The sequence below is a fragment of the Erwinia aphidicola genome (genome assembly GCF_024169515.1).
Taxonomy (GTDB): Bacteria; Pseudomonadota; Gammaproteobacteria; order Enterobacterales; family Enterobacteriaceae; genus Erwinia; species Erwinia aphidicola.
On sequence record NZ_JAMKCQ010000001.1, the window covers coordinates 2,535,452 to 2,548,306 of the forward strand.

10 protein-coding genes and 1 other annotated feature are annotated in these 12,855 nt (G+C 55.7%); of the genes, 9 read left to right on the plus strand and 1 reads right to left on the minus strand.

Annotated elements, in window-relative coordinates:
* Positions 1-513: 513 nt before the first annotated feature.
* The 5 genes from J2Y91_RS11745 to thrC all read left to right on the plus strand — a co-directional run bounded on the left by J2Y91_RS11745 (position 514) and on the right by thrC (position 6,237).
* Positions 514-1,218 (plus strand): tRNA/rRNA methyltransferase, encoded by a 705-nt coding sequence (locus J2Y91_RS11745; RefSeq protein ID WP_133624585.1) that lies wholly within the window; start codon positions 514-516, stop codon positions 1,216-1,218.
* Positions 1,219-1,398: 180 nt separating this feature from the next.
* Positions 1,399-1,470 carry a thr operon leader peptide gene (thrL, locus tag J2Y91_RS23055; protein ID WP_133625123.1) on the plus strand — a complete coding sequence of 24 codons (72 nt, stop codon included), beginning with the start codon at positions 1,399-1,401 and terminating at the stop codon, positions 1,468-1,470.
* Positions 1,406-1,527 (plus strand) — a sequence feature (Thr leader region). (Overlaps the previous gene by 65 nt.)
* 25 nt (positions 1,528-1,552) lie before the next feature.
* The gene (gene thrA / locus J2Y91_RS11750) at positions 1,553-4,015 is read left to right on the plus strand and encodes a bifunctional aspartate kinase/homoserine dehydrogenase I (protein WP_048914782.1); all 2,463 of its coding nucleotides are present in this window, start codon (positions 1,553-1,555) and stop codon (positions 4,013-4,015) included.
* Positions 4,016-4,017: 2 nt separating this feature from the next.
* Complete coding sequence (gene thrB / locus J2Y91_RS11755; RefSeq protein WP_133624583.1) at positions 4,018-4,947, plus strand: homoserine kinase; 930 nt, start codon at positions 4,018-4,020, stop codon at positions 4,945-4,947.
* A gap of 3 nt (positions 4,948-4,950) precedes the next feature.
* The gene (gene thrC / locus J2Y91_RS11760) at positions 4,951-6,237 is read left to right on the plus strand and encodes a threonine synthase (protein ID WP_048914784.1); all 1,287 of its coding nucleotides are present in this window, start codon (positions 4,951-4,953) and stop codon (positions 6,235-6,237) included.
* 181 nt (positions 6,238-6,418) lie between these two features.
* Here the strand turns inward: thrC and yaaA are convergent, their stop codons facing one another.
* Positions 6,419-7,195, minus strand: coding sequence for a peroxide stress protein YaaA (yaaA, locus tag J2Y91_RS11765; protein ID WP_099753895.1), 777 nt, complete (start codon positions 7,193-7,195; stop codon positions 6,419-6,421).
* 291 nt (positions 7,196-7,486) lie between these two features.
* Between yaaA and tal the strand changes: the two genes are divergently transcribed.
* The 4 genes from tal (at position 7,487) to dnaK (ending at position 12,776) form a co-directional block, all read left to right on the plus strand.
* Positions 7,487-8,440 (plus strand): transaldolase, encoded by a 954-nt coding sequence (gene tal / locus J2Y91_RS11770; RefSeq protein WP_133624581.1) that lies wholly within the window; start codon positions 7,487-7,489, stop codon positions 8,438-8,440.
* 166 nt (positions 8,441-8,606) lie between these two features.
* On the plus strand, positions 8,607-9,194 hold the full coding sequence (gene mog / locus J2Y91_RS11775) for a molybdopterin adenylyltransferase (RefSeq protein ID WP_133624579.1): 588 nt from the start codon (positions 8,607-8,609) through the stop codon (positions 9,192-9,194).
* 127 nt (positions 9,195-9,321) lie between these two features.
* Complete coding sequence (locus J2Y91_RS11780; protein ID WP_099753894.1) at positions 9,322-10,626, plus strand: MFS transporter; 1,305 nt, start codon at positions 9,322-9,324, stop codon at positions 10,624-10,626.
* A 236-nt stretch (positions 10,627-10,862) separates the two neighbouring features.
* Complete coding sequence (gene dnaK / locus J2Y91_RS11785) at positions 10,863-12,776, plus strand: molecular chaperone DnaK (RefSeq protein ID WP_048914789.1); 1,914 nt, start codon at positions 10,863-10,865, stop codon at positions 12,774-12,776.
* The last annotated feature ends 79 nt before the right edge of the window (positions 12,777-12,855 follow it).

Genomic DNA, 12,855 nt, shown 5'->3' on the forward strand with positions numbered 1-12,855 from the left:
ATTATGTTCTTGATACACCATCCATTACCGTCAACAACATATGTAGCGCAGCCATTAGGATGAATCCTGCATGCCCCGGCAGTGCTCAAAACGGTGTATATCCTAACTGCATTAACAGCAACATAACAGCAAAGGCAACAACCATTACGCAACAAAACAACGCTTAGTTGACTTATATCAAACCAATTGTAGCACGTTAACACTTTTGTGAAAAACTCTTCCCAGATTGCCAGCTTAGCTCACAAACCCGTAGAGAAGGTCACCTTTTAGCGTGAATAGTTAACAGCAGGTTTACGTTGTTTTTAACAAATGTTAATTGATTGATAGATAATGTTTTTGTCTGTGAAAAAACCAATTTTATAAGTTAATCAATAAAGAATGAGTATAACACTGCATCCAACGAATTTAAATCGGCGGGAAATAGCGTTGCTTTACTGTTAATTAATGCCGTTTGGATTTTTAAGGGCGGGCATGGCAAAGTAGGCGCCGTCATTTTTCTATATTGGGATATCTATGCGTTTTCCTCTGATCCTGGTTGCCCCTGCGCGTGCTGAAAATGTGGGTGCTGCCGCCCGTGCCATGAAAACCATGGGGTTTAGCGAATTACGCATCGTCGATAGTCAGGCGCATCTCGACCCGGCAGCAAAACGGGTGGCCCACGGCGCGGGCGAGATTCTGGAAAATGCCACCCAGTGGGGATCGCTAAGCGCGGCGCTGGCGGATATCGATTTCAGCATTGCGACGACCGCCCGCGCACGGGCGAAGTTCCGCTATTACGCGACGCCGCAGCAGGTACAGACAGTACTGGAAGAGAAGCAGCAGTGGGTCAAAAGCGCCGCGCTGGTGTTTGGCCGCGAGGACAGCGGGCTGACCAACGAGGAGCTGGCACAGGTTGACCTGCTGACCGGCATCCCGATGGCGTCTGACTACCCGTCACTGAATCTGGGCCAGGCGGTGATGGTTTACTGCTATCAGCTCTCCGCGCTGCGCCAGGTGAGTGCGCAAACGGCCGCTGCGGCAGAAGTGCCACAGCTGGATGCACTGCGCCAGCGTGCTGAGAATCTGCTGCATCAGCTGGACGTGGCCGCAGACGAAAAGCTGGCGGACTGGATGCAGCAGCGACTGGGCCTGCTGCAGCAGCGCGATACCGCTATGCTGCACCGACTGCTGCATGACGTAGAAAAAAAACTTATAGATAAAAACGCTGGCAAAAAGTAAAAAATTAGCGCGTTTTACTGCCTTTTTTTCTCTGCGTAACAGAACAGATCGGCGACGAAGCGAAAAAGGCTGAGCGGGCATCGCGGCACGAAAAGTGCCGTTTGATAAAAAAATTGACTTGGCCGACCGTTTGCTTTACTTCTGAAGGCCGACAGATTTTACAGACAGAATAAATCCAAAATGCGTAAACACAGCCTGATTGCCACAATCATTATTACCACCACCATTACCACAGGTAACGGTGCGGGCTGACGCATACAGGAAAAATCAAAAAAAAGCCCGCACCTAACCAGTGCGGGCTTTTTTTTCGGCAAAAATTCAGGAGAGCTTGAACATGCGAGTGCTGAAATTCGGTGGAACCTCGGTAGCCAATGCGGAACGTTTTCTGCGTGTGGCTGACATTCTGGAAAGCAATGCAAAGCAGGGACAGGTCGCTACCGTATTGTCCGCGCCAGCGAAGATTACCAATCACCTGGTGGCAATGATTGAGAAAACCATCAGCGGCCAGGACGCCACGCCGAACATCACTGATGCCGAGCGCATTTTTGCCGAACTGCTGCAGGGGCTGGCTGAAGCCCAGCCTGGCTTTAACGGCGACAAGCTGAAAGCGGTAGTCGACCAGGAGTTTGCCCAGCTTAAGCAGGTGCTGCACGGTATCGCGCTGCTGGGTCAGTGCCCGGACAGTGTCAATGCCGCCATCATCTGTCGCGGTGAAAAGCTCTCTATCGCCATCATGGAAGGGTTGCTGCAGGCGCGCGGTTATGGCGTCAGCGTGATTAACCCGGTTGAGCAGCTGCTGGCCGTCGGCCACTATCTGGAATCCACCGTTGATATTGCCGAATCCACCCGCCGCATCGCCGCACGCCTGATCCCGGCCAGCAATATGGTGCTGATGGCGGGCTTTACGGCCGGTAACGAACGCGGTGAGCTGGTGGTGCTGGGCCGTAACGGTTCTGACTACTCAGCCGCCGTGCTGGCTGCCTGCCTGCGTGCGGACTGCTGTGAGATCTGGACCGACGTTGACGGCGTGTATACCTGCGATCCGCGCCAGGTACCGGACGCCCGTCTGTTAAAATCAATGTCTTATCAGGAGGCGATGGAGCTCTCCTACTTCGGCGCCAAAGTGCTGCACCCGCGCACTATCTCACCTATTGCCCAGTTTCAAATCCCCTGCCTGATCAAAAATACCGCCAACCCACAGGCCCCCGGCACGCTGATCGGCGGCGACGGTAGTGATGAAGATAACCCGGTGAAAGGCATCACCAACCTGAATAATATGGCGATGTTCAACGTTTCTGGCCCGGGAATGAAGGGCATGGTCGGCATGGCGGCACGCGTGTTTGCGGCAATGTCGCGCAGCGGGATCTCGGTGGTGCTGATCACCCAGTCGTCGTCCGAATACAGCATCAGCTTCTGCGTGTCGCAGAGCGAGCTGGCGCGTGCGCGCCGCGTGCTGGAAGATGAGTTCTATCTGGAGCTGAAAGATGGCCTGCTGGAGCCGCTGGACGTGATGGAGCATCTGGCGGTGATATCGGTGGTGGGTGACGGCATGCGCACGCTGCGCGGCATCTCTGCCAAGTTCTTCTCCGCGCTGGCGCGCGCCAACATCAATATTGTGGCGATTGCACAGGGCTCCTCCGAGCGCTCCATTTCGGTGGTGGTGAATAATGACGAAGCAACCACTGGCGTGCGCGTGGTGCATCAGATGCTGTTTGCTACCGATCAGGTGATTGAAGTGTTCGTTATCGGCGTGGGTGGCGTGGGTGCTGCGCTAATCGACCAGCTACATCGTCAGCAGAGCTGGCTGAAGAACAAGCATATTGACCTGCGCGTCTGCGGTATCGCCAATTCACGCGCGCTGCTGACCAACGTGCACGGCATTCCGCTGGAGAACTGGCAGGAACAGCTGAAGGCGGCGAAGGAGCCGTTTGATCTGGGCCGTCTGAATCGTCTGGTGAAAGAGTATCACCTGCTGAATCCGGTGATTGTCGACTGTACCTCCAGCCAGCAGGTCGCCGACCAGTACGCTGATTTTCTCGCCGACGGTTTCCACGTGGTGACGCCGAATAAAAAGGCCAACACCTCAAGCTGGAATTACTATCAGCAGATGCGTGCGGCGGCGGCAAAATCGCGCCGTAAGTTCCTTTATGACACCAACGTCGGTGCCGGTCTGCCGGTGATTGAGAACCTGCAAAATCTGCTGAATGCCGGCGATGAGCTGATCAGCTTCTCGGGTATTCTTTCTGGCTCGCTGTCGTTTATTTTCGGCAAGCTGGATGAGGGCGTATCGCTCTCTGACGCGACGAAAATGGCGCGTGAGATGGGCTTTACCGAGCCGGATCCGCGGGAAGATCTCTCCGGCCTCGACGTGGCGCGTAAGCTGCTGATCCTCGCCCGCGAAGCGGGGCATCAGCTGGAGCTGAGCGACATTGAGATTGAAGCGCTGCTGCCGCCAGAACTGACCGCGATTGCCGATGTGGAAGCGTTTATGGCGCGCCTGCCGGAGCTGGATGACAGCATGGCGGCAAAAGTCGCCAGCGCCCGCGATGCGGGTAAAGTGCTGCGCTTTGTCGGTGCCATTGAAGAGGGCGGCATCTGTAAAGTGAAGATCGATGCGGTTGACGGCAACGATCCGCTGTATAAAGTGAAAAACGGTGAAAACGCGCTGGCCTTCTACAGCCGCTATTATCAGCCAATCCCACTGGTGCTGCGCGGTTATGGCGCCGGTAATGATGTGACCGCGGCAGGGGTGTTTGCCGATCTGTTACGTACTCTGTCGTGGAAGTTGGGAGTTTAATCATGGTTAAAATTCATGCCCCTGCCTCAATTGGCAATGTCAGCGTTGGTTTTGACGTGCTCGGGGCTGCGGTGTCGCCGGTTGATGGCACCCTGCTGGGGGACTCCGTGACCGTGGAAGCGGCCAGCGAGTTCAGCCTGCACAATGAAGGCAGCTTTGTCAGCAAACTGCCTGCCGACCCCAAAGAGAATATTGTCTATCAGTGCTGGGACCGCTTCTGTGAGGCGATCGGCAAGCGCGTACCGGTGAAGATGACGCTGGAAAAAAACATGCCGATTGGTTCCGGCCTTGGCTCCAGCGCCTGCTCGGTAGTGGCGGGCCTGATGGCGATGAACGAACACTGCGGCAAACCGCTGAACGACACGGAGCTGCTGGCGCTGATGGGCGAGTTAGAAGGGCGTATTTCCGGCAGCGTTCACTATGATAACGTGGCGCCTTGCTTCCTCGGCGGCATGCAGCTGATGCTGGAAGAGAACGGCATCATCAGCCAGCAGGTGCCAGGCTTTAGTGACTGGCTGTGGGTAATGGCCTATCCGGGGATTAAGGTTTCTACCGCCGAAGCCCGTGCGATCCTGCCTGCGCAGTATCGCAAAGAGGAGATTATTCGCCACGGTCGCTATCTCGGCGGTTTTATCCACGCCTGCCATACGCAGCAGCCGTTGCTGGCCGCGAAGCTGATGCAGGATGTGATTGCCGAACCGTACCGCACCAAATTGTTACCGGGCTTCGCACAAGCTCGCCAGGCCGCCGCCGATATCGGTGCGCTGGCCTGCGGTATTTCCGGCTCCGGCCCGACGCTGTTTGCCGTGTGCAACCAGCCGGATACCGCACAACGCATGGCAGAGTGGCTGCGTCAGCACTATCTGCAAAATGATGAAGGCTTCGTCCATATTTGCCGTTTAGACACGGCAGGCGCACGTAAACTGGGATAACGCATGAAACTGTACAATCTTAAGGATCACAACGAGCAGGTGAGCTTCGCACAAGCGGTGAAGCAGGGGCTGGGCACACAGCAGGGCCTGTTCTTTCCACTGGAGCTGCCTGAGTTCGAACTGACCGACATCGATGAGATGCTCGAGATGGATTTCGTGACCCGCAGCAGCAAAATTCTCTCGGCTTTTATCGGCGATGAAATTGCCCCGCACCAGCTGAACGAGCGCCTGAAAACGGCGTTTACCTTCCCGGCTCCGGTGGTGAAAGTGACTGAGGATATCTCGGCGCTGGAGCTGTTCCACGGCCCGACGCTGGCATTTAAAGACTTCGGCGGCCGCTTTATGGCGCAGATGCTCGCCTACGTTAGCGATGCCGATGAGCAGATCACCATTCTGACCGCCACCTCCGGCGACACCGGTGCAGCGGTTGCCCATGCCTTCTACGGCATGGATAACGTGCGCGTGGTGATCCTCTACCCGCAGGGCAAAATCAGCCCGCTGCAGGAGAAGCTGTTCTGCACCCTCGGTGGCAATATTGAAACGATTGCCATCGACGGCGATTTTGATGCCTGCCAGGCCCTGGTGAAACAGGCGTTTGACGATGAAGCGCTGAAAAAAGCCATTGGCCTGAACTCGGCGAATTCGATCAACATCAGCCGCCTGCTGGCGCAGATCTGCTACTACTTCGAGGCGGTCGCACAGCTGCCGCAGGAGAAGCGTAATCAGCTGGTCATCTCAGTGCCAAGCGGTAACTTCGGCGACCTGACCGCGGGCCTGCTGGCGAAATCGCTCGGCCTGCCGGTGAAGCGCTTTATCGCCGCCACCAATGCCAACGATACCGTGCCGCGCTTCCTGGAAAAGGGTGAGTGGACGCCAAACGTGACGGTTGCCACGCTGTCGAACGCGATGGATGTGTCGCAGCCAAACAACTGGCCGCGCGTGGAAGAGATTTTCCGCCGCAAAACCTGGCGCTTGCAGGATCTTGGCTACGGTGCCGTCAGTGATGAGACAACCAAAGCCACCATGCGCGAGCTGGCGGATATCGGTTACCTGTCTGAGCCACACGCGGCGATCGCTTACCGCCTGCTGCGCGATCAGCTGCAGGAAGGGGAGTTCGGTCTGTTCCTCGGCACCGCGCATCCGGCGAAGTTTAAGGAGAGCGTGGAAGCAATCCTTGAGCAGCAGCTGCCGCTGCCGGAAGCCCTGGCCGAACGCGCCGACATGGAACTGCTGTCGCATAATATGAAAGCGGACTTTGCCGATCTGCGTGCTTTTTTACTGAAAAAGTAACCTGATGCACAGGGGCTGGCCCTTATTGTGGTCAGCCCTCCCTCCTGGCACCCAAAGCTTCAGCGTAGCGGTTTAAAACCCGCAGCCAGCACGATGCTAACGGGGGGATGAGCTCAGACCGGTTAACAGACGTTTAGCGATAGCAGTCATTTCTGGGGAACCCGCAGGGGCGCCCCTGCGCTCAAACGGCTTCGTGACGTTTAAACACCAGCTCGTTGCCCTTGCTGGCATCCGCATCAAAGAAGTAGCCATCGACATCGAACGTCTTCAGCTGTGCCGGTTTACTCAGTTTATTCTCAATGATATAGCGGCTCATCAGGCCACGCGCTTTCTTGGCGTAGAAGCTGATCACCTTAAATTTGCCGTTCTTCTCATCTAAAAATACCGGTTTGATAATCTCGCCGTTCAGCAGTTTCGGCTTCACCGCTTTGAAATACTCATCCGAGGCAAGATTAATCAGCACGTTATCGCCCTGTTCCGCCAGCGCAGCGTTTAGCGCTTCAGTAAGCTTGTCGCCCCAGAAGCTGTAGAGGTCCTTACCGACCGGATTCGCCAGTTTAATCCCCATTTCCAGGCGGTACGGCATCATCAGGTCGAGCGGGCGCAGCAGGCCGTATAAGCCGGAGAGCATGCGCAGATGCTGCTGGGCAAAATCGAACTGCTTCTCGCTGAAGGTTTCGGCCTGCAGGCCGGTATAGACATCGCCTTTAAACGCGAGGATCGCCTGGCGGGCGTTGTCCGGGGTGAAATCCGGCTGCCAGTCGTTGAAGCGCTCGGCATTCAGTACGGCCAGTTTATCGCTGATATGCATCAGCGAACTGATATCGGCAGGGGAGAGCTTACGGGCGACGTTAATCAGCTTTTGTGACTCATCCAGCAGCGCGGGCTGAGTGTAGCGTTTGGTCGCCAGCGGACTTTCAAAATCCAGCGTTTTGGCCGGAGAAATTACCATCAACATGCGCGCGTCCTTTTAAAATTTTTAGTCGCTCTGATTTCGGATAACAGTGTGCAGCTATGTTAGCAAAAAAGCGCCTTCGCGTGACGAATCGCTGCTATTGGTGAAGGTTTATCACCGAATCTGGCCGTTGTTGCCCGCAGAGCATGCAGGGAAAAATGTGATTTTGTGCGCTGGCATTCTCCTGCTGTGTTACGGGGAACGGCACTGCTTGCATGGCGGGGTGCGCGTGCTATCATCCGGGACAGACATTTTCAACACCCTGACAAATCAACTTTGATGAGAATGACAACTATGACGGACAAATTATCTTCCCTGCGTCAACTCACTACCGTTGTTGCTGATACCGGCGACATTGCGGCGATGAAACTCTACAAACCTCAGGATGCCACCACTAACCCTTCTCTGATCCTCAGCGCTGCACAGATCCCGGAATACCGTAAGCTGATCGACGAAGCGGTGAGCTGGGCGCGTGAGCAGACCAGTGACAAAGAAGAGCAGATCTCCTACGCTGCCGACAAGCTGGCTGTGAACATCGGTCTGGAAATCCTCAAGCTGGTCCCTGGCCGTATCTCTACCGAAGTTGATGCGCGCCTCTCTTACGACACCGAAGGCAGCATCGCTAAAGCGCATAGCCTGATCAAACTGTATAACGATGCCGGCATCAGCAATGACCGCATCCTGATCAAGCTGGCTTCCACCTGGCAGGGCATCCGTGCCGCTGAGCAGCTGGAAAAAGAGGGCATCAACTGTAACCTGACGCTGCTGTTCTCCTTCGCCCAGGCGCGTGCTTGTGCTGAAGCTGGCGTGTTCCTGATCTCCCCGTTTGTTGGCCGTATCCTCGACTGGTACAAGGCGAACACCGATAAGAAAGAGTACGCACCTAACGAAGATCCAGGCGTGATTTCCGTGACTGAAATCTACGAATACTACAAGCAGCACGGTTACGAGACCGTGGTGATGGGCGCCAGCTTCCGTAACGTGGGCGAAATCATCGAACTGGCCGGCTGCGACCGCCTGACCATCTCTCCGGGCCTGCTGAAAGAGCTGTCTGAAACCGAAGGCACTCTGGAGCGTAAGCTCTCTTACCAGGGCGAAGTGAAAGCGCGCCCGGCTAAAATGACAGAGTCCGAGTTCCTGTGGCAGCACAACCAGGACCCAATGGCGGTCCAGAAACTGGCTGAAGGCATCCGTAACTTTGCCATCGACCAGGGCAAGCTCGATAAGATGATTGCTGACCTGCTGTAATAGCCCGCAGTCTTAAACTGTAGCGGGGTGAGCGCATTTGCCGCCTTGCTACAGTTCCCATTGTTTTGGCTATTCCTGAATTCTAATCTCTCTCCCCTCGCTATACATCCTGCTTTGCTATGGTTTATCCTTGCTTCAATCTCCCTTTATCTCACGGCAAAAACCTATGAATACACTACGCATTGGCCTGATCTCCGTTTCCGATCGTGCCGCTAATGGCATCTATCAGGATCAGGGCTTACCGGCGCTGGAAGCGTGGCTGGGGAAGGCGCTGACCACATCGTTTGAAATTGAAAAACGTCTGGTGCCCGATGAGCAGCCGATGATTGAGCAGGCGATCTGTGAACTGGTCGATGAGCTGTTCTGTCATCTGGTGCTCACCACCGGCGGCACCGGCCCGGCGCGGCGCGATGTGACGCCGGACGCGACGCTGGCGATTGCCGACCGTGAGATGCCGGGCTTTGGCGAGCAGATGCGCCAGATTAGCCTGAACTTTGTCCCGACGGCCATCCTGTCGCGTCAGGTTGGCGTGATCCGCAAGCAGTCGCTGGTCATCAACCTGCCGGGCCAGCCGAAGTCAATTACAGAGACGCTGGAAGGATTGAAAGATGAGCAGAGTAATAGCCTTGTCCACGGAATCTTTGCCAGCGTGCCTTACTGCATCCAGCTGCTGGAAGGGCCGTATATCGAGACGGACCCGCAGGTGGTAGCAGCATTTCGCCCGAAAAGCGCCCGACGCGAGACAAATAGCTAAAAATTCATTTTTTCAGGCATAAGATCCAGTGCTCGCTGCTGTGGCAGAAAATTGACGGTATAGTAAGCTCAGCTTTACAGCGGCAACGATACTGTTTTCTTCTGACTCTGGGCCATTCTGACAACATATGCAGACCGATCACGCACGCCGTCTTAACCGACAGGATTACAAAACTCTGGCGCTGGCTGCCCTTGGTGGCGCGCTGGAGTTCTACGACTTTATCATCTTCGTCTTCTTCGCTGCGGTCATCGGCGAGCTGTTCTTCCCCGCGGATATTCCCGAGTGGCTGCGCCAGCTGCAAACCTTTGGCATCTTTGCCGCCGGTTATCTGGCGCGCCCGCTGGGCGGGCTTATCATGGCGCATTTTGGCGACAGTAAAGGGCGCAAGAAGATGTTCAGCCTGAGCATTTTACTGATGGCCCTGCCGACGCTGGCCATGGGCCTGCTGCCGACTTATGACGCTATTGGCATTACTGCACCGCTGTTACTGCTGCTGCTGCGCGTATTGCAGGGGGCGGCGATAGGCGGAGAAGTGCCGGGCGCCTGGGTGTTCGTTGCCGAACACGTGCCGGAAAAACGCATCGGCTTCGCCTGCGGCACGCTGACCGCCGGGCTGACCTTCGGCATCTTACTGGGTTCGCTGGTGGCAACGCTGATTACCACGACCATGAGCCAGCAAAGCATCCATGATACCGGCTGGCGCATCCCATTCCTGCTGGGCGGCGGGTTTGGACTGCTGGCGATGTATCTGCGCCGCTGGCTGCATGAAACGCCGGTGTTTACCCGGATGCAGCAGCGCAAAGCGCTGTCGAGCGAGCTGCCGTTGAAAACGGTGGTGCTGCGCCACACGCATGGCGTGGTGGTCTCGATGCTGCTCACGTGGCTACTGTCGGCCTGTATTGTGGTGGTATTGCTGATGGCCCCCGCGCTGCTGCAGAAACTGCACGGCCTGCCCGCGGCGCTGACGCTGCAGGCCAACAGCGTTGCCACCGTGATGCTGATCTTTGGCTGCATCATTGCCGGGGCGCTGGTCGATCGCATTGGGGCCGGCGTAACGCTGATTGTCGGCAGTGTGCTGATGGCCGCGACCAGCTATACCTTTTTCCACGTCGCGGCCACGGCACCGGCTTATCTGTTTAGCGCCTATGCGCTGGCCGGGCTGTGCGTTGGCGTGGTGGGCGTGGTGCCCTTTGTGATGGTGCGCGCCTTTCCGGCAGAGGTACGGTTTACCGGCATCTCCTTCTCTTACAATATCGCCTACGCCATTTTTGGCGGCCTGACGCCGATCGCGCTGACGCTGGTGATGAAGCTGACGCCAATGGCCCCGGCATACTACGTTCTGCTGCTGGCGGTGATTGGCGTGCTGGTCGGCTGCTGGCTGCAGCGCGATGCCGGCAGACAATCGCTGTTAAAACAGGTCAGTATTCAGTAACTCTCCCAATCGCGTCAAAAAGTGGGTCAGCTTCAGCTGGCCCACTTTTTTGCGGCAAAGTGAAAATTTTTTTACCTTCCCCCCTTGATGCCGCGCTGCGCGGCCCCATCTTATTTGGCATCCGAGGCTACGGACCTGGAAAAAAAGCGCAGGGCGAGCAGTTGAAACTGTAAAAAATGCCCGCATTTATTGGTTCATAACCTGATTTGACATGAATTTAAGTGGGAGACGTTTCAATGGGTAAGATTATTGGTATTGACCTGGGCACAACTAACTCTTGTGTAGCTATCATGGATGGCGGCAAAGCGCGTGTACTGGAGAATGCAGAAGGCGATCGCACTACGCCATCGATCATCGCTTACACTCAGGATGGTGAAACACTGGTCGGTCAGCCTGCTAAACGTCAGGCGGTGACTAACCCGCAGAATACCCTGTTTGCGATTAAGCGCCTGATTGGCCGTCGCTTCCAGGACGAAGAAGTACAGCGTGATATTAAAATCATGCCGTTCAAAATCGTCGGCGCTGATAATGGCGACGCATGGCTTGACGTGAAAGGCCAGCGTGTTGCACCTCCGCAGATCTCTGCTGAAGTGCTGAAGAAAATGAAGAAAACGGCGGAAGATTACCTGGGCGAGCCAGTGACTGAAGCGGTTATCACTGTACCGGCTTACTTCAACGATGCGCAGCGTCAGGCAACGAAAGATGCCGGTCGTATCGCCGGTCTGGAAGTAAAACGTATCATCAACGAACCAACCGCTGCGGCACTGGCCTACGGTCTGGATAAAGGTCAGGGCAACCGCACTATCGCGGTATATGACCTGGGTGGTGGTACTTTCGATATCTCTATTATCGAAATCGACGAAGTTGACGGCGAAAAAACCTTCGAAGTTCTGGCAACCAACGGTGATACCCACCTGGGTGGTGAAGACTTCGACAGCCGTATGATCAACTATCTGGTGGCTGAATTTAAGAAAGATCAGGGCATCGATCTGCACAACGATCCGCTGGCAATGCAGCGTCTGAAAGAAGCCGCAGAGAAAGCGAAAATTGAGCTCTCTTCTGCACAGCAGACCGACGTGAACCTGCCGTACATCACCGCTGATGCAACAGGTCCTAAGCACCTGAACATCAAAGTGACCCGTGCGAAGCTGGAATCACTGGTAGAAGACCTGGTTGCACGCTCTATCGAGCCGCTGAAAGTGGCTCTGCAGGATGCTGGCCTGTCGGTTTCTGACATCAACGACGTGATCCTGGTCGGTGGTCAGACGCGTATGCCAATGGTGCAGGCGAAGGTTGCTGAGTTCTTTGGTAAAGAGCCACGTAAAGACGTTAACCCGGACGAAGCGGTTGCTGTAGGTGCTGCGGTTCAGGGCGGCGTGCTGGCCGGTGAAGTGAAAGACGTTCTGCTGCTGGACGTTACCCCGCTGTCGCTGGGTATCGAAACCATGGGCGGCGTGATGACTTCACTGATCGCTAAGAACACCACCATCCCAACCAAGCACAGCCAGGTGTTCTCTACCGCTGAAGACAACCAGTCTGCGGTAACCATTCACGTGGTGCAGGGTGAGCGTAAGCGTGCAGCGGATAACAAATCGCTGGGCCAGTTCAACCTCGACGGTATTCAGGCGGCGCCGCGCGGTATGCCACAGATCGAAGTGACCTTCGACATCGATGCTGACGGTATTCTGCACGTGTCTGCAAAAGACAAAAATAGCGGTAAAGAGCAGAAGATCACCATCAAAGCCTCTTCCGGTCTGAATGACGAAGAGATCGAAAAAATGGTGCGTGATGCCGAAGCTAACGCTGAGTCTGACCGTAAGTTCGAAGAGCTGGTACAGACCCGTAACCAGGGTGACCAGGTCTCGCACAGCACGCGTAAGCAGCTGGACGAAGCGGGCGACAAACTGCCAGCAGACGACAAAGCGCCAATCGAAGCCGCACTGGCTGAGCTGAACACCGCGCTGAAAGGCGAGGACAAAGCGGAAATCGAAGCCAAAATGCAGGCTCTGATGGAAGTGTCCGGCAAGCTGATGGAGTTCGCCCAGCAGCAGCAGGCCGCTGGCGGCGCAGCTGATGCCACCGACGGTGCGAAGAAAGACGATGATGTTGTCGACGCTGAATTCGAAGAAGTGAAAGACAACAAAAAATAATCGCCCTTGAGCGGGCACGGTGGCAGTCATTGCCACCGGTGATAACCAGCACGGGCGTTGGAGAAATCCTACGCCCGTG